Source organism: Paenibacillus radicibacter, from assembly GCF_024721995.1.
Lineage (GTDB): Bacteria > Bacillota > Bacilli > Paenibacillales > NBRC-103111 > Paenibacillus_AM > Paenibacillus_AM radicibacter.
Genome location: NZ_JANQBC010000007.1, coordinates 222,290 through 238,622 on the forward strand (window position 1 = coordinate 222,290; position 16,333 = coordinate 238,622).

Consider the following 16,333-nt stretch of genomic DNA (forward strand, 5'->3'; position numbering starts at 1 on the left):
ACTTATTTCTTACGCGGTGGCAATGGACCTAAATATTGATACAACTGACACTCAATCCGTCCGTTGAACAGCTTACGCTTCTTATCCGCTTTACGGTCAACAAGCGTCTCAAATCGTGGAGTCGGGCTAATCACGAACGAGCTCCACGTCGGCATCGACTGCATCAACTGACCGAGCTGCTTCTGCGCACGCTCGGCATCTCCTGTATCACCAAGCCGCTCGCCGTACGGCGGATTGGTGATCAAGCAACCATAGTCGCCACGCGGACGTGCTTTATTGACAGACTCCACGCGAAATTGGAGCTCTTTCGCGAGTCCAGCTGCCTTAGCGGCAGCAAGTGCCACATCGATCGCATCCGGATCGATGTCAGATGCGACGATGTTCAGTGGCACATCGTCACGCAGCGCGTCGTAGGCTTCGTCGCGCGCTTCATCCCACATGGACGGAGGTGTAATCTCGTCCCATTCTTCCGCAGAGAATCTGCGGCGCAGGCCAGGTGCGATGTTCCATGCAATCATCGCCGCTTCAATTGCAATCGTTCCGCTTCCGCAGAACGGATCGTATAGCGGACGATCAGCACGCCAGCGTGATAGAATAACCATCGCCGCTGCCATCGTTTCCTTAATTGGAGCCTCAGTAACGAGCTTTCTATAGCCGCGCTTATGCAAGCTTGGCCCTGTTGTATCAATGGTAAGTGTTGCAATGTCGTTCAATAGAGCAACCTCAATTACGAAGCGAGGTCCTGTCTCATCGAACCACTCATTGCCATAGCTGAGCTTTAACTTTTCAACAATCGCCTTCTTCGCGATACCCTGACAAGCAGGTACAGAAGAAAGTTGAGATTTATGGGAGCGACCTTGAACAGGGAACTCAGCATCTTCAGGAATCCAAGACGGCCAATCAAGTGCCTTCGTACCTTCAAACAACTCATCAAAAGTCGTTGCCGGGAATGATCCCATCTTGACCAAAATACGGTCAGCTGTACGCAGCCATAGGTTAGCGCGGCAAATTGCCATTTCGTCACCGATGAACGTCACACGTCCATTTTCTACGGTAACATCATTGTAACCGAGATCTCGTACCTCTCTTGCAACGAGCGCTTCAAGCCCCATTGCGGTGGTTGCTATTAATTCTAGCTGTGCCATCTGTTAAATCGTTCCTTCCTTATATGAACTGATTCTTAAATGCTATTATGTCATCATTTCGGCATGAGTTGTGCAGACCTCACAAAAACCATACAATTAACAAGTATAGGGGAAAGTACGATAGGTTACAAATCCCCACGCAATTGAAGGAGGACATTATACATGTCAGAGCTAAATGAACAATCCATCCAATCCCCGGAAGCGTATTTGAGCGAGCTTTATGCACCGGATCAAGACTTACTAATGATTCAAGCTAATATTGTAGCAAACAATATGCCCTCAATCTCAGTAGCTCCTGCCTATGGCAGATTATTAACGATGTTCATCAAAATGATCCAAGCCAAGGACGTACTAGAAATCGGTGCACTTGGTGGATATAGCGGTGCGTGCTTATGTCGTGGATTACCAGAAGATGGACGACTTGTTTCGCTAGAAATTCGCCCTGAATTCGCTGAACTTGCACATAGCAATTTGCAGAAGTTAGGGTTTGGACAGCACGTGGAATATCGCATTGGTGAAGCACTAGACAGCCTTGCGAAGCTTAAAGAAGAGGGAAGAACATTCGATTTCTTCTTCATTGATGCGGATAAAGTGAACTACCCGAACTACTTGGAGCATGCGATTGAACTTGCGAATCCAGGTGCCATTATTGTCGGAGATAACATCTTGATGCATGGAAGAACGAATGACTCTTCGATTACAAAAAAATCGGTTGAGGCAATGCGCGCCTTCAACCGACAAATTGCTACGGATCCACGTCTAGAAAGTACGACATTACCTGCTTTTGATGGACTTGCTATTGCGCGCGTGCTTTAGATCCTTGAAATAGTGATTTCCACACCCAACCTGCATTAATCAGAAGCAAGACAGAAGTCATGATGAAAATTCCTTGAATATTTATCAGACCGGATAACGCTCCCCCAACAACAGGGCCGATCATGTTACCAAGTGCGAGTGCGCTCGTATTAAAGGAATAGGATCGGCTTTCCATGCCTGTAGGTGTATGTTTACGAATGAGTGCATTCACCGTTGGCAATAAACCACCTATAAAAATTCCTAAGAAGAACCTTGCTGTGAACAGCTGCCACACATTCTGTACAAGAGCTTGCGGGATAAACATAATGCCAGCGCCTATTAGGCAGAAAAATAAGATTTTTTCTGAACCGATTCGATCGGATAGCTTACCAAGTAATGGTGCAGAGAACATGTTCGAAAATCCAGTAATTGAGGTAACTAGTCCTGCATAGAAAGCGAGATTCTCTCCCTGACCATGCAATTCACCAACGAACAGTGCCATTAGTGGCTGCGAGCTAAGCATCGCGAATTGAATAATGAAAGTCACCGTATAAAGGGCAGGTAGCTGCTGAACATGCTGGAGCTTTGACCAACCTTCTCGAATTGAAATTTTGGGTTTAGCTGCGGCTTCTTTGGCATTGAATGATTCTTTAACAAATAGCCATGTGAGTAACGTTGCGAGTGATAAGAGTGTTCCAGTTATGTAGAAAATCATTCGGAAGCTGCCGAGCCAATCAGCGAGTAGTCCACCGATAAATGGACCGAGAATCGAGCCTGCAACTGCACCCGATTGTAAGAATCCCATTGCGACACCGATGCGTTCACGAGGCGTATTCGCAGACATGAGTGATACCGCGGCAGGTGCATATCCGGATATAACGCCATTTGCCATCCGCAAGAGTAACAGCATCCATGCCGAATGAGCAAAGCCCATTAAAGTGATGACGATTGCCATCCCAAGACCTGATCGAATGAGCATTACTTTTCTGCCGTACCGATCGGCAAGCCCACCCCAGATGGGTTGGAAGATGAAAGAGGTGACGAAGTTTCCTGCAAAAATTATGCCTGACCAAGTTGCGACTTGATGTAAGTCCGTCATGCCAAGATCTTTTTGCAAATATAAAGGCAGGAAAGGGATAATCATAGTCATTCCGCTCATTACCATAAATTGTCCGAACCATAGCACGGTTAGATTAACTTTCCAACGTACCATATGTTACCGCCTCTTTTCCTGCTGTTTGCAATAAATGATAGTGTACAATTAATGAACTTTATGATTATACCATAATTTTTTAGCTCTAAACGATTTTGAATCGATAATTGTAAACAGTAGTCTCATTTATTATAATTTTCTTGTTAATTGTTTTGTAACGACTGTAATAGATTTTACTATTATTATCAATTTATAGGAAAAAGGGTGGATCAACATGATCAAGAACATTCGAAATGTATTTTGTGTAGGAAGAAATTATGTCATGCATGCAGCAGAATTGGGGAATCCTATTCCAGATGAGCCGCTTATTTTCTCCAAACCAACTCATGCCATTACGTATATGACAGGGGAGACTGTGCAATTGCCGGGTACACTTGGCGAGGTACATTATGAAGGAGAGCTTGTATTACATATTGGAAAAGAATACAAACCCGGTATGCAAGTGGATGGCATTGTAGATGCATTTACTTTAGGGATCGATTTTACACTGCGTGATGTGCAAAGCGATTTGAAGAAGAAGGGTCAGCCGTGGCTGAAGGCTAAAGGCTTCCGTAATTCAGGTTTAGTTGCACCATTCCAAGCGTTCCCAGGTGTCGAGAAAATCACTGAAATTTCGTTCTCCTTGGTACAAAATGGGATTGTGAAGCAAGAAGGTACCGCCAGTGAAATGTTATTCAACTTGCAAACTATCATTGATTACCTTGGCCAATACTATGGACTAGCTGAAGGCGATATTATTTACACAGGTACACCTGCAGGTGTTGGTCCTGTACAAGATGGAGATAAACTTGCGCTTAACTGGGGATCAGATGAGCTAGCGAGTTCAACCATTACTATGAATTAATTAAATAAAGGGGTGTTGGAATTTTGAGATCCACTCGTAGAAAGAAAAATACAGCTAAGGGCTGGATACTAGCGACGTTTGTATTTTTACTTGTTGGGGCAGGTGTGTTTGTGTGGGGACAACTCGGAGAGAGAGAGAAGTCAGTTGAACCGTATAATGCGGGATCGCCCTCGCCTATTGTCGTAACGATCACGCCTTCGCCTACTGCGAGTCCCAAGGTTACTCCAAGTCCAACCCCAACTCAAACACCATCGACAACAACAGGTCAATCGGATCCGATTCATATCGTATTTGCTGGTGATGCCTTGATGGATTGGTCGGTTAAGGAAGCAATTAAGAAGAATGGACCTGATTTTCCATTTCAATTTGTTAAAAAGGAAGTTTCAGCTGCCGACTATGCTTTCGTCAATTTAGAGACGGCAATCACGAATCATAATGAAAAAGATACGAATCAAATCTACAATTTCAAGTCCGATCCGATCGCTTTGCAAGGTTTGAAAAATGCGGGCTTTGACATAGTGTCAATCGCAAATAATCATGTACTGGATTTTAAGGAACCCGGATTTCTTGATACACTGAAGCATTTGACCGATGCTGGTCTTAAATATGTAGGTGGCGGTCGTAACGCGGAAGAGGCGTACAAAGCACAGACCGTTGAGATCAAAGGGAAGAAGATCAAGTTTCTAGCTTTCTCTCGCTTTATTCCACAAACCTATTGGTTTGCTCAGAAGAATCGTCCAGGTATTGCAGAAGCGTATAATGAGAAAAGTGTCCTTCCTGTTATTGAACGTGAGCGCAAAGGGGCAGATTATCTTCTCGTTTACATGCATTGGGGTGTAGAGAAAACGAATAAACCGGAAGCTTGGCAGCGTACATATGCGCACAAAATCCTAGATGCTGGTGCTGATGCGATTGTAAGCAGCCATGTGCACGTGCTTCAAGGATTCGAATTTTATAAAGGGAAACCAATTGCCTATTCGATCGGTAACTTCCTATTCCCTGACTATGTAAAAGGGGATAATGCAGATACGGGTATCTTGCATCTGAACTTGCAAGATGGTAAAGTTGCCATGGAATTTAAACCGTATTTCATTCAAGCGAATCAAATTATTAAGAGAGATGACGATTATGAGCGCAAACAGCTTAATTACTTAGAATCGATCTCTTACGGAGTTCGTATGGATGGTTACAAAGTAACCGCGAAATAGATGTATGTGTGGGTAAAATAGGGGTGTTTGTTGATGTTATTATCTTGGTGTCTAGGTTTTGCAGGCAGCCTATTGATCGCTTGGTCCGCCTATAGGAAGCGCTCGTTAACAACAAGTGGTACTATTGCTGCGATTGTATTGGGTACCTGCCTGTTTGCACTAGGTTCATTAGCGTGGTATGGAACGTTAATTGCTTTCTTCATTTCATCAAGTGCATTGTCTAAAGTGAAGCATCGCCGTAAGGAAGAAGCTGAAAGCGGCTATGAGAAGTCGGGGAACCGAGATGTATGGCAGGTTGCTGCAAATGGTGGACTTGGCTTGATATTGTGCTTATTCAATGTGCTTAGCCCAAATCCACTATGGTGGATCGCATATGTGGGTGTCATGGCAGCTGTGACAGCAGATACATGGGCAACCGAGATCGGGGGTATGAGCAGCAAGAAACCGAGATCGATTCTTACTTGGAAAGTCGTACCAACCGGCACATCGGGTGGGGTTACATTACTTGGTCTTGCTGCATCGCTGTTAGGTGGTCTGTTCGTTGGATTAGTAGCGGGTCTATTCTCATACCAACCTACATCCGATTTGCAACAGCTGGATGTGTCGCTCATTGGGATAACAGCAATAGGTGCCCTCGCAGGTTTGCTAGGTTCGCTTGCTGATTCTACCATTGGAGCCTTACTCCAAGTTATGTATCGCTGCCAAGTGTGTGGCAAAGAAGTCGAGAAGCGCACCCATTGTGGTGCCTCCACATATCCCATCCGCGGTATAAAGTGGATGAACAACGATTGGGTCAACCTGCTTGCTTCCATCATCGGTGGCCTCTTCGCCACCGCAATAGTCATGTTCCTACACTTTCTTTAATTAGATAAAATACGGCCAAAGTTCAGTAGAGATTGAACTTTGGCCGTATTTGTTATTTGATCAATTTCGTATGAAACGATGCATCTGGATCTAGTCCCATGACGATGGCTTTCATTCTTGAGACCTCGAATACATGAATCGTGGCGGATAAAAGCTTCTCATTACTATACGGATTAGAAGGCATGTCGGGCATATAACTTAGCTTCATATTAAGTCGCGATTGTAGTGCTTTACAAATATCTTCAGTATATCTGCTTTGAATCCATATCGTTCGTTGGAGACTGAGCTTATTGAGTACGAAACTAACCATCTCAACAGCAAGTAAATAAGCAACTGTTGAATATAATGCTTGTGTCCAGCCAAATAGGAAGCCAGCACTTAGCAGAATGATCGTGTTCATAAACTTAATTCTTGGTCCAGAAGCAAGCATGGCGGGAGATGTTGAACGTATCGTATTCTCCGTGGCATCCAAAGATCCACCGAATCGAACGACAAGACCAATTCCAGCGCCAAGGGAAATTCCGCCGCAAATAGCGGCGATGGCAGCGTCTTCGATCAAAGACGGATAGGGGTGAAGAACAATTGCACTTAGCGCAAAAACAAATAAACTAATTATCGTAATGCTTACGAACGGTCTGCTTATTTTTCGGTAGGATAATAGGATAAACGGCAAATTGATCATAAACAGAACAAAGCCAATTCTCATATCAGTCCAGTAGGCTAGTAAGGCTGAGAGTCCTGTTGCACCGCCAACAATAATGGCATGCGGGATGAGGAATAATTCAAGACCAATAGCAGCGAGTACAGCACCTAAGATGATAAGTAGGAGTCTCACGATAGATAGATTTTTGAAAGGTGTCAAGTACAATCCCCCTTCCTCTAGACTTCGCTGTTTTCTTGTACGATCAGCTTCTGTTCCTTAACTCGCTTTCGTTGTTCAAATTTAAAAACTTTATCTAGCATCATATAAACATACTTGGATTCCTTTGTTAACAAAGGACCTAATATGGCTAATATCAGTACATATAGAGCTGAGAATGGCTGAATAATAGCCATGAGTGCTCCAGCTTTGGCAATGTTCGCAATAATAATGGAGAACTCTCCTCTAGCCATAATCGTAAGCCCGATGTTGGAAGAAGCTTTAGGTGTTAATCCGACCACTTTACCGGCTAACATGCCAGCGGTAAAATTGCCAATTAGCGTGATAACTACTGCGATCAGTGATAACCAGACTGCTCCTCCAAGCTCTAGTGGATTAATCGTAAGACCGAAGCTGAAGAAGAATATTGCGCCGAAGAAATCTCGGAATGGCAGAATGAGCTGTTCGATTCTTTTCATATGAGAAGTCTCAGCAAGTACAAGTCCGGCAAGTAGAGCACCGATCGCTTCAGCGACATGAATGGTTTCTGAGAATCCTGCAACAAGGAATAGAAATCCGAACACAACCAGAATAAACAACTCGGTGGAGCGAATATTGAACAATTTATTGAGTAGGGGAGCTGCTTTTCGTCCTATTATTAACATGATAATCATGAATGCAAATGCGGTTAATGCCGATAATGCAATTCCACCAAAGCTCGTTGATCCACTTAGTACAAGACCGGATAGAATTGAGATGTAAACAGCAAGGAATACATCCTCAAACATAATGATTCCAAGGATCATCTCAGTTTCACGATTCGCTGTTCGTTTAAGGTCAACCAGAACCTTCGCTACAATTGCAGTCGATGAACTTGTGGTTACACCTGCAATAATTAATGTTTCAGCGAGCGGAAAGCCAGACAACCAACCGAACAGGAAGCCCATTGTAAAGTTGATCATGATATAAATGGTACCACCAATAACGATGGAACGACCTGATTTCATCAGTCTTCCTACTGAGAACTCAAGTCCAAGGTAGAACAGAAGGAATATGATTCCGATTCGACCCATGAACTCAATAAAGGGAGTGCTGTGGATAAACTTCAAATCAAAGAACCCAAAGTCCAGTGCATGGGGTCCAACAGCCATACCGACAATGATATAAAAAGGGATAACGGAAAAACGTAATTTTTGTGATATGAGACCTGCAATTGCAATTAATGCGATGGCAAGACCAACTTCAAAGATCAATTCATTCATCTATTAACCACTTCCATTCAATAAAATCTGTTTAATCATCTTATGGTGCTGTCTCTCGCCAAGAACAATAACAGTGGACTCAGCATGGAGGATACTATCCGGACCAGGACTAATCTGTTTATCGCTGTTCTTCTCAATGACAGCTATAATCGTTCCCCCAGTCGTCTGACGAACATCAAGCTGACCAATAGACTTGCCGATACACTTGAAATGCGGTTCAATTTTGTACCACTCGATAATAAGGTCGTCAAGGGCCACTTCTATTGTTTCAACCATCTTAGGTTTATACGTCACACCGCCAATCATGGCGGAAACTTGTCTAGCTTCATCATCATCCAGTGTGATTAAAGAGTGACATTGATCGCTATCCTCTGCATCATATTGGAATAATTCTCGTCTACCATCATCATGAACAATAAGGGTTAGATTTTCGTTGCTGCGTGTAAGAAGTTCAAATTTCTTTCCGATTCCAGGTAAAATAGATTCTCGAATATTCATAATAAATATTGCCTCCAATTAACTTATTCGTTTTTTGCCCACGACAAAGAGAACTTATCAAATTGATAAATTTTGCACATGGGAAATAAACCTGTAAAGGTTATTTTTAAAATTAGCTTACATATTGGGATGTAAATTTAATGGGACGTAGTAATTGTTGTTTTTTAACTCGGGCTATAGAAGGGGAAAACAAGTGAACGGAGGTTAACAAGACATAACAAATCGAGGCGTACAAATAAACAAATAGGCTTAATGTGACCATCTTTTCTATAAGACGTTTCAAATTAACAGTAGAGTGGGTTAATCTTGCGATGGATTTCTTGCCTTCTTTGATGCTGATTTTGTGAGTTGATTCAGCATGCAAATTCTCGATGCCTGGCTTGTGGAAGGCGAAGATCATCGATAGTGTGAACACGATAATAAGCAACATTTTACCAACAATTCTAATTGACCTAAGGTTCAAATTTCTTCACCTCCTTGTATAGACTCTATATAAGCATACCATAGTGGAGTATACTTCTCCAAGACAGAAAGCAATTTTTTTCACATTTAATTCGAAAAAAGGAGTTAAGCGCATTGTAGCGGCTTAACTCCTTGAACTTTTTTATAGCCAAATTAGCAGCTTATTTCGTTAATTCTTCCATCTGATCAACCAATGATTTAAACACGCTCATCGCCTGTTTGATCGGCTCAGGTGTTGACATATCCACACCTGCACGTTTCAAGATTTCGATGGAGTAGTCACTGCCTCCGCTCTTCAGGAAGCCAAGATAGCGATCTACAGCAGGCTTACCTTCATCCAAGATTTGTTTCGCGAAGCTTGTCGCTGCAGAGAAACCAGTTGCATATTTGTAGACGTAGAATGAGTTGTAGAAGTGAGGAATACGAGCCCATTCCATCTCAATATCTTGATCCACAACCATATCCTTACCGTGGTACAGCACATTTAGGTCATAATAGATTTTGCTAAATTCTTGAGGTGTTAACGATTCGCCTTTCTCAGCTTTCTCATGCGTAATCTTCTCGAACTCAGCGAACATCGTCTGACGGAACACCGTTGTACGGAATTGATCTGCGTAGTAAGTAAGCAGGTACAATTTCTCCTTCGGATCTGTTGTCTTCTTCAGCAAGTAATCCATCAGTAGCGCCTCGTTAAGCGTGGAAGCCACTTCCGCTAGGAAGATCGTGTATTGAGCTTCGTGATATGGGTTGTTTGCGTCGGACAAGTAGGAATGAATCGCGTGACCCATTTCATGAGCGAGTGTAAACATAGAGTTTAAGTTTTCTTTGTGGTTGAGCAGCACATAAGGATGCGTACCATAGGAACCCCAGCTGTATGCACCATTACGCTTGTTCTGGTTCTCATAAATATCAATCCAGCGGTTATCGTAACCGTCTTGCAGGATCTCTTGATACTTTTCACCAAGTGGCTTCAAGCTGTCTTTAACGGTTTGTTTGGCTTCATCATAAGTGATGTGCATATCAAATTGCTCCACAAGTGGTGTGAATAAGTCATACATATGCAGCTCATCAACTTTAAGCAGCTTTTTACGAAGTGCTAAGTATCTATGCATGATTGGTAAGGATTCGTGAATTGTATCTACCAAGTTCGTGTATACTTCAGGCTTAATATTATCGCCAAATAGTGTAGCTTCAAGTGCAGAAGGGTACTTGCGCGCTTTGGAGTAGAAGATATTCTTCGAGATATTCGCACTCAGTGTTGCGCCAATCGTATTCTTCTGCTTCGCATAGGTGCTGTATACCGCGTGGAATGCAGCTGCACGAACTTCTGGATTGCGGCTTTCCAAGAATTGAATGTAGGAGCTTTGTGTTAATTCAGCTTCCTCTCCCTTATCATTCTTAATTTTCGGAAATTTAAGATCAGCATTATTGATCATGCTGTAGATTGTGCTAGGTGCGCCAGACATATTGCGAGCCATTGCAAGCAACGTTTCTTCTTCTTTGGAAAGAACGTGAGGCTTTTGGCGAATAAGATCTCCAAGGCTCTTCTTGTACGTTTGAAGGGCGGGATCTTTAACAAGTTCTTGAAGCTTCTCATCGGAAAGAGACAATATTTCAGGAGAAACGAACGAAAGTGCTTCACCAACCTCAACGCTAAGCTTGGATGATTTGTCCATCAAAGCTTGGAAAGTTGGGTCTGTTGTATCTTCGTGGTGCTTCATGTTCGCGTACACAACAAGACGCTCCGTATGTAGGGATAGCTCATCATCCAGTTCAAATGCTTTTTTGATCGCTTCTGCATTGTTTAAAGTACCTTGTAATGCTGCCGTTTTAGCAAGCTTGGATTTAACTTCTGCATATTCTTGATCCCAAGCTTTCTGTTCTGGAAAAATATCTTCTAACTTCCATTGATGTTCGATAGGAACATCTTTACGTGTAGGGATAGTAGACATGTGTGACCTCCAATTGGTATCAGTAGATTTTGAAGAGCTAATCGTCGATGTTGTCGCACTCGCAAGTAAGCTAATGGACAACATGAACGGTAATAAACGCACGACAGCCACACCTCCGGTGGAAGAATTCTTCCACCTAGTATGACCGCCTCGTAGTTACATTATAACGAATTAGCTTCCCAATGAGAATGCACTATACACAATTAATCCGAATGATAAGAGCATAAAGGCGATTGCGAAGATCGCAAGCGTTCTTTTGATGCGCGGAGGGATTGTATCCTTTTTCGTAATAAGGATAATGGCTAGTACGAACGATAGGATAATAAAGATTAAGATGTTTTCTGTTTGATTCATGGATTACAGTCTCCTCTATAGGGGGCGAATCCAATTATCCTGCACTGTGGGATCGAGCATCATCAGAAAGCTTGTCACTTTTGGTCAGTTGCAGTTTACCGTCGTCACCAATTTTGGCAACATACGTATCTTCCAAGTTAATGTTTGCTTCATGAACAAGATCAGCAGGTAAGGATAAATCGCCATTTCCATTCATTTTAACAGTATTTCCGTTTAATTGCTTGATTTTCCCTATAGCAAGAACGGCTACGATAAGTAGTGCAACGAACGAATACTTGGCAACTGGATTGTTATCGAAGTATGGCTTGATAAAGCTTTCACCGACAATCATCTTAGCGGCTGTGAATGTAAGGATCGCCGCACCGATGTAGATAATAACTGGGAATCGCTCAATTAATGTAATGAACAATGTGCTTCCCCATACGATAATAGGTACGGAAATTAGAAGTCCAATAACGACTAGCCAGAAATTACCGTGTGCTGCACCTGCAACTGCGATAATGTTGTCTAATCCCATCACCGCGTCAGCGATAACGATCGTCTTGATCGCGGCAGCAACCGAAGATTTCGCTTCAATTTCATGGCCGCCTTTATCTGTCAACAATTTGTATGAGATCCAGAGAAGCATGAGTCCTCCGATAAACAATAGACCCGGAATTGCAAGCAACCAACTTACAATTAACGTACCAATAATTCGAATAATAATTGCACCTGCTGTACCTAGGAATACAACTTTCTTCTGTGATTCTTTAGGTACATTACGCGCTGCCATTCCGATTACGATTGCATTGTCACCGGCAAGTACGAGGTCGATTCCGATAATAACTAATAATGCGGTAAGCATTTCAACTGAAAACCATTCCATTTGATCAACCACTCCTTTAAAATTAATGTTTACTGCTTTCAGGTGAATCATCCGCACAAAAAAATGAAGCCTCCACCGTAACGGTAAAGGCTTCATTGAACCCAAAAAAGACCTTTACCATAAAATGATTGGCAAAGGTCTTGCTAACAACTTTACGTTGCCAATATAACCGGAGCATAAATGCTCGAATTGACGATTATATCGTATCTAGCTACTCCCCTTTGGAGTGTGCTATTCACTTGTTCTGCTCATTATATCGAGAGTACAAGTATCTTGTCAATACTTAAACTTCATGAATATTGGTTAAAATTTGTTGGCGTTCTTCTTCTGTTCCTGAGAAGTGTTCAGCGGCAAAGTGCTCACCAGCCCAATGTCTTAATGCTTGGCGGCTAAGGAAGGTTTGGCAATCCTCACCCCATTGATCGGAAATTTCACGTACGACAAAACGTGTGCCGTTCACTTCGACTGTAAGCATGTTCCAGTTATCTGTTTTATAAATTTGATGTTTTTTAATCATGTACTTAAACTCCGTTTCACTATCGTTTTGCCCCATCATACCGTAGCCCCACATGTATTGCAAGAAAGGGGACAGATACATTATTATTTCTTCTTTATTTGTAAAATTATGGGCTTGGTTTTCGTTGATTTCAGAATTTTTTGATGATATAATTTTCGTATCCGTCCTTGAGACGTAAGTTTAGGAGGTTGTTCATTTGAAAGGGAAAGTGAAATGGTTCAACGCAGAGAAGGGTTACGGTTTCATTCAAGTTGATGGCGGGGATGACGTATTCGTCCACTTTTCTGCGATTCAAGCTGAAGGTTTCAAATCATTAGATGAAGGCCAAGAAGTTGAATTTGAAATTACACAAGGCAACCGTGGTCCACAAGCTGCAAACGTAGTTAAATTATAATAAGCAAGGGATTGGCTCGCTGTAAACAGCAATCATTCTCAAATTATAGACAGTATTCCGGCACGCTGGAGGCTGTCTTTTTTTGCAGGTAATAATAAAACACCAACGAAGCTCCCGCATTTATATCTAGGGGATATCGTTAGTGCTGTAAGCTTGCGTATGATCGTAAATTATCTCCTAATGATAACGGAGGTGCCGATGTTAACAAGTGAAGAAAGCTGAAGTACATCTTCATTGAACATTCGAATACAACCATGCGATACTTTGTGTCCGATTGAAGAAGGATCATTCGTACCATGTATACCATAATGAGGTTTGGATAATCCCATCCAGAGCACGCCGAAGGGTCCACCAGGATTAATGGCTTTGTTAACGATCGTATATTCTCCAGTAGGGGTTTGAGATAGCATGGCGCCTGTTGCAATAGGAAACCCGCGGACAACTTTATCATCTTGCAGCAAATAAAGCATAAGATCCGATAAGTCTACGATAATATAGGGATTAGTCATCATGAACGCTCCCTTCTTACTTGATAAGAATACTGTATGCTTCATAGCATCCAATGTACACAAAACCCCACCTTGCGTGTAGGCAAGAGGTGGGGTTATTAGATTAACTCATATATTTGTTTATACGATCTCAAGAATCTCATCGATTTCTTTGCGCGCAAGTCGGCCTGGACGCTCGGATGGATTTCCAAGTGAGATCACCATATTGATTTGATATTCACCCGGAATTTGCAGCATCTCACGAATCTGATCTTGTGCAAGGAGAACAGGTCCTGTCATTGGACAAGTCGCAAGTCCTTTGGCATGTGCAGCAAGCATTAAGTTCTGAGCAGCTAGGCAAGAGCTCTTAATTCCTTCTTCTTCCCATACATGAGGCTCAACTAGGTTAATCGGATCGAAGATACGATCACGGAATTTGGATTGGTAAGGTGTTGCTAAACAAATGATAAGTACCGGTGCATCAGAGAATGCTGTAGCATAGGGTCCGAATGACTTCACTAACAACTTCGCTTCACGTGCAAGACCGTTACCTTCGGCTTCAGCTGCTTTTGCATGCAATTGCTCCCAAGTCAGTGCTTCGATCTGCTTGATTTTCTCCTGATCCATCACCGCGATAAACTTCCAAGTTTGAGAATTCGTATCACTAGGCGCATAGCGGGCACAGTCAATGATTTCTCGAATGTCCTCAACTGTTACAGGCTCGTCCGTATATTTACGAACAGAGCGGCGATCAAGGACGATTTGTTTGAATGAAGTGTAATCCATGTCTGATTTCCTGCTTTCATTAAATTCGAAATAATAGGTCTAATTAGGACTTGGTACTAAAAGTCTTTATTTATTATACGCTAATTCGCATCATTTGAATACTGTCCATTATTTCGATTGCTAAGGACATTCGCAGTGGCAAAGCCGATTGCAGCAACGAACCCACACACTGCAGCAATTCGGAACAAGGTGGAACCACCCCATGAATCATATATCCATCCGCCTACTAGACCGCTGACAAGTCCTGCTGCTGACGTCCAAACAGCAGAGAATACCGCTTGTCCTGTTGCCCGATATTCATCAGGAATAATCGATTGCATGTACCGTAGAGCGGTGACGAGGAATATGCCGAATGTTACCGAGTGCATGAGCTGTGTCGCAACGAGTCCATACGGATTCGTCGTAAATCCGACAAGAGTTAATCGAACACCGTACATAAGTGCAGCGATAGTGAGTAGTGCAAGTTCTTTATATTTATGACCATATTTGCTTAGATAGAAAAATGCAGCGATTTCACTTGTAGCCGATAACATCCATGCGTAACCAATCAGCGAATTGGGTGCGCCATGTTCACGCAAAAAGACGGCAAGGAAAGCATCGTTCGTCCGATGAGCAAGTGACATGACGAAGACAAGCACAAGGAACACAACCATTTTGGAATTAAAGAGAATACGGAACATGCCTTTGAACTGCATTTTCTTCGAAGATCCTCGCGTATCTTGAACTGGAATCAAGAAAATGAAAATAATGACCGTCACAATAAGGCTCAAATAAATCGTAATGTTGGCACCAAAGCTATTTGTGAGTTGACCAAATACAACGGATGCAAAGGAGAATCCTAATGAACCCCATATGCGCAGAGAAGCGTAATTCTTACCGTAAGTTCCGGCAGACAGCATCAAGTTCGTGTCGTTCAAAGGAATCATAGGTTGTTGGAAAAAGAAAAATATCGCCATTAACGGAATAATGAATGCGAATTGGTCGGTTTGAAGTAAGAAAATGGTAAGGGCAAATTGCCCGATTAACAGGATCATCATTATTTTCTTAATCGTCCGCATCCTATCACTGGCAATTCCCCAACCGATTGTAGAGAACATACCAATCATCGGTCCAAGTGATGTCAGTACACCGATTTGTGTTTTTGACCAACCCTTGGAATCGAAGTACAGCGGGAAAAAGGTGTTAATAAGTGCCTGAGAGAAGAAGACGACAAAAGTAAAGAGAATCAAATACATGAGCTTATTTGATCGTACCAAGTTGTATCACCAAGTTTCGTAAGAAGTTGACAGCCTTTTGTAAAGTAGCCATGATCATGAGTTCCATCATATAATAGAACTAGAAGATATTCTAGACTCTACAGGGAGAAGGAGCCAGACCATATGAGCTACAGTTTCATTTATGATGATCGACTCGGTATTGAGACGCCACAACTTGAGCGAGAATGGGAAGAATATTCCACTGAGGAGAGGTGCGCTATTTTACTGCGTTGGGAACAGATTCGTGGTACAATACCTGAACGCATTAAGCAGATTGAACGTGTAATTATTGCCAAACAGCGTCAATTGGATCAGGAAGATAACTTTGAAGTTTCTTGTGAATTGAATTCATCAATTGCAGATCGCGCAAGCAGGATTAATGATCTTCATCTGTGGTTTCGTGTGAACCAAGAAATTGAAGTTCGTATGCATGGTTGATAAATTTGGATATGATTGCAAATAATAGGTGTAAATAGATGAGCCTTATATAAACTAGTTGATCGTAAAGTGGGGGACATGCTTGAGCGAATATCTAGCAAGCCACAATAGGGTCCCCAAGGGACCTATCACA

At 42.5% G+C, this 16,333-nt stretch carries 20 protein-coding genes; 7 read left to right on the forward strand and 13 right to left on the reverse strand.

Going from position 1 to position 16,333, the window contains the following annotated elements:
- Nucleotides 1–2: 2 nt before the first annotated feature.
- Nucleotides 3–1,145, reverse strand: coding sequence for a THUMP domain-containing class I SAM-dependent RNA methyltransferase (locus NV379_RS14525; protein WP_258208035.1), 1,143 nt, complete (start codon nt 1,143–1,145; stop codon nt 3–5).
- Nucleotides 1,146–1,307: 162 nt separating this feature from the next.
- Between NV379_RS14525 and NV379_RS14530 the strand changes: the two genes are divergently transcribed.
- On the forward strand, nt 1,308–1,961 hold the full coding sequence (locus NV379_RS14530; protein ID WP_258208036.1) for an O-methyltransferase: 654 nt from the start codon (nt 1,308–1,310) through the stop codon (nt 1,959–1,961).
- Here NV379_RS14530 and NV379_RS14535 read toward each other — a convergent pair.
- On the reverse strand, nt 1,942–3,153 hold the full coding sequence (locus NV379_RS14535) for an MFS transporter (protein ID WP_258208037.1): 1,212 nt from the start codon (nt 3,151–3,153) through the stop codon (nt 1,942–1,944). The two genes, NV379_RS14530 and NV379_RS14535, sit on opposite strands and share 20 nt — an antisense overlap.
- Before the next feature lie 214 nt (nt 3,154–3,367).
- Here NV379_RS14535 and NV379_RS14540 point away from each other — a divergent pair, with 214 nt between their 5' ends.
- Genes NV379_RS14540 through NV379_RS14550 form a run of 3 tightly spaced genes read left to right on the forward strand, consistent with a single transcriptional unit; the run spans nt 3,368 to nt 6,069 of the window.
- The gene (locus NV379_RS14540; protein WP_258208038.1) at nt 3,368–3,997 is read left to right on the forward strand and encodes a fumarylacetoacetate hydrolase family protein; all 630 of its coding nucleotides are present in this window, start codon (nt 3,368–3,370) and stop codon (nt 3,995–3,997) included.
- A 23-nt stretch (nt 3,998–4,020) separates the two neighbouring features.
- On the forward strand, nt 4,021–5,205 hold the full coding sequence (locus tag NV379_RS14545; protein ID WP_258208039.1) for a CapA family protein: 1,185 nt from the start codon (nt 4,021–4,023) through the stop codon (nt 5,203–5,205).
- 33 nt (nt 5,206–5,238) lie between these two features.
- Nucleotides 5,239–6,069: a DUF92 domain-containing protein gene (locus NV379_RS14550; protein ID WP_258208040.1), complete on the forward strand. Its 831-nt coding sequence runs from the start codon at nt 5,239–5,241 to the stop codon at nt 6,067–6,069.
- A 52-nt stretch (nt 6,070–6,121) separates the two neighbouring features.
- Here NV379_RS14550 and NV379_RS14555 read toward each other — a convergent pair whose 3' ends face one another.
- The 5 genes from NV379_RS14555 to pepF all read right to left on the reverse strand — a co-directional run bounded on the left by NV379_RS14555 (nt 6,122) and on the right by pepF (nt 11,102).
- The gene (locus NV379_RS14555) at nt 6,122–6,931 is read right to left on the reverse strand and encodes a YitT family protein (RefSeq protein ID WP_258208041.1); all 810 of its coding nucleotides are present in this window, start codon (nt 6,929–6,931) and stop codon (nt 6,122–6,124) included.
- Between the two features lie 17 nt (nt 6,932–6,948).
- Nucleotides 6,949–8,190 (reverse strand): cation:proton antiporter, encoded by a 1,242-nt coding sequence (locus NV379_RS14560; RefSeq protein WP_258208042.1) that lies wholly within the window; start codon nt 8,188–8,190, stop codon nt 6,949–6,951.
- Between the two features lie 3 nt (nt 8,191–8,193).
- Nucleotides 8,194–8,688 carry a cation:proton antiporter regulatory subunit gene (locus NV379_RS14565; protein ID WP_258208043.1) on the reverse strand — a complete coding sequence of 165 codons (495 nt, stop codon included), beginning with the start codon at nt 8,686–8,688 and terminating at the stop codon, nt 8,194–8,196.
- 112 nt (nt 8,689–8,800) lie between these two features.
- Nucleotides 8,801–9,151 (reverse strand): hypothetical protein, encoded by a 351-nt coding sequence (locus NV379_RS14570; protein ID WP_258208044.1) that lies wholly within the window; start codon nt 9,149–9,151, stop codon nt 8,801–8,803.
- Between the two features lie 160 nt (nt 9,152–9,311).
- Nucleotides 9,312–11,102, reverse strand: a complete 1,791-nt coding sequence (gene pepF, locus NV379_RS14575; RefSeq protein ID WP_258208045.1) for an oligoendopeptidase F — start codon at nt 11,100–11,102, stop codon at nt 9,312–9,314.
- Nucleotides 11,103–11,115: 13 nt separating this feature from the next.
- On the opposite strand from pepF, the gene NV379_RS14580 reads away from it, so the two are divergent.
- On the forward strand, nt 11,116–11,247 hold the full coding sequence (locus NV379_RS14580) for a hypothetical protein (RefSeq protein WP_258208046.1): 132 nt from the start codon (nt 11,116–11,118) through the stop codon (nt 11,245–11,247).
- A 26-nt stretch (nt 11,248–11,273) separates the two neighbouring features.
- Here NV379_RS14580 and NV379_RS14585 read toward each other — a convergent pair whose 3' ends face one another.
- The 3 genes from NV379_RS14585 to NV379_RS14595 form a co-directional block, all read right to left on the reverse strand.
- Nucleotides 11,274–11,456 (reverse strand): hypothetical protein, encoded by a 183-nt coding sequence (locus NV379_RS14585; protein WP_258208047.1) that lies wholly within the window; start codon nt 11,454–11,456, stop codon nt 11,274–11,276.
- Nucleotides 11,457–11,490: 34 nt separating this feature from the next.
- The gene (locus tag NV379_RS14590; protein ID WP_258208048.1) at nt 11,491–12,321 is read right to left on the reverse strand and encodes a TerC family protein; all 831 of its coding nucleotides are present in this window, start codon (nt 12,319–12,321) and stop codon (nt 11,491–11,493) included.
- Nucleotides 12,322–12,604: 283 nt separating this feature from the next.
- Nucleotides 12,605–12,838 carry a hypothetical protein gene (locus NV379_RS14595; protein WP_258208049.1) on the reverse strand — a complete coding sequence of 78 codons (234 nt, stop codon included), beginning with the start codon at nt 12,836–12,838 and terminating at the stop codon, nt 12,605–12,607.
- 196 nt (nt 12,839–13,034) lie between these two features.
- On the opposite strand from NV379_RS14595, the gene NV379_RS14600 reads away from it, so the two are divergent.
- Nucleotides 13,035–13,232, forward strand: a complete 198-nt coding sequence (locus NV379_RS14600; protein ID WP_258208050.1) for a cold shock domain-containing protein — start codon at nt 13,035–13,037, stop codon at nt 13,230–13,232.
- A 170-nt stretch (nt 13,233–13,402) separates the two neighbouring features.
- On the opposite strand, the gene NV379_RS14605 is transcribed toward NV379_RS14600, so the two are convergent.
- The 3 genes from NV379_RS14605 to NV379_RS14615 all read right to left on the reverse strand — a co-directional run bounded on the left by NV379_RS14605 (nt 13,403) and on the right by NV379_RS14615 (nt 15,762).
- The gene (locus NV379_RS14605; RefSeq protein ID WP_258208051.1) at nt 13,403–13,741 is read right to left on the reverse strand and encodes a L,D-transpeptidase; all 339 of its coding nucleotides are present in this window, start codon (nt 13,739–13,741) and stop codon (nt 13,403–13,405) included.
- A 120-nt stretch (nt 13,742–13,861) separates the two neighbouring features.
- On the reverse strand, nt 13,862–14,506 hold the full coding sequence (locus NV379_RS14610; RefSeq protein ID WP_258208052.1) for a nitroreductase family protein: 645 nt from the start codon (nt 14,504–14,506) through the stop codon (nt 13,862–13,864).
- 80 nt (nt 14,507–14,586) lie between these two features.
- Nucleotides 14,587–15,762, reverse strand: a complete 1,176-nt coding sequence (locus NV379_RS14615; protein ID WP_258208053.1) for an MFS transporter — start codon at nt 15,760–15,762, stop codon at nt 14,587–14,589.
- Nucleotides 15,763–15,885: 123 nt separating this feature from the next.
- Between NV379_RS14615 and NV379_RS14620 the strand changes: the two genes are divergently transcribed.
- A complete protein-coding gene (locus NV379_RS14620; protein ID WP_258208054.1) occupies nt 15,886–16,200 on the forward strand; it encodes a hypothetical protein in 315 nt (104 codons plus the stop codon).
- Nucleotides 16,201–16,333: the final 133 nt, after the last annotated feature.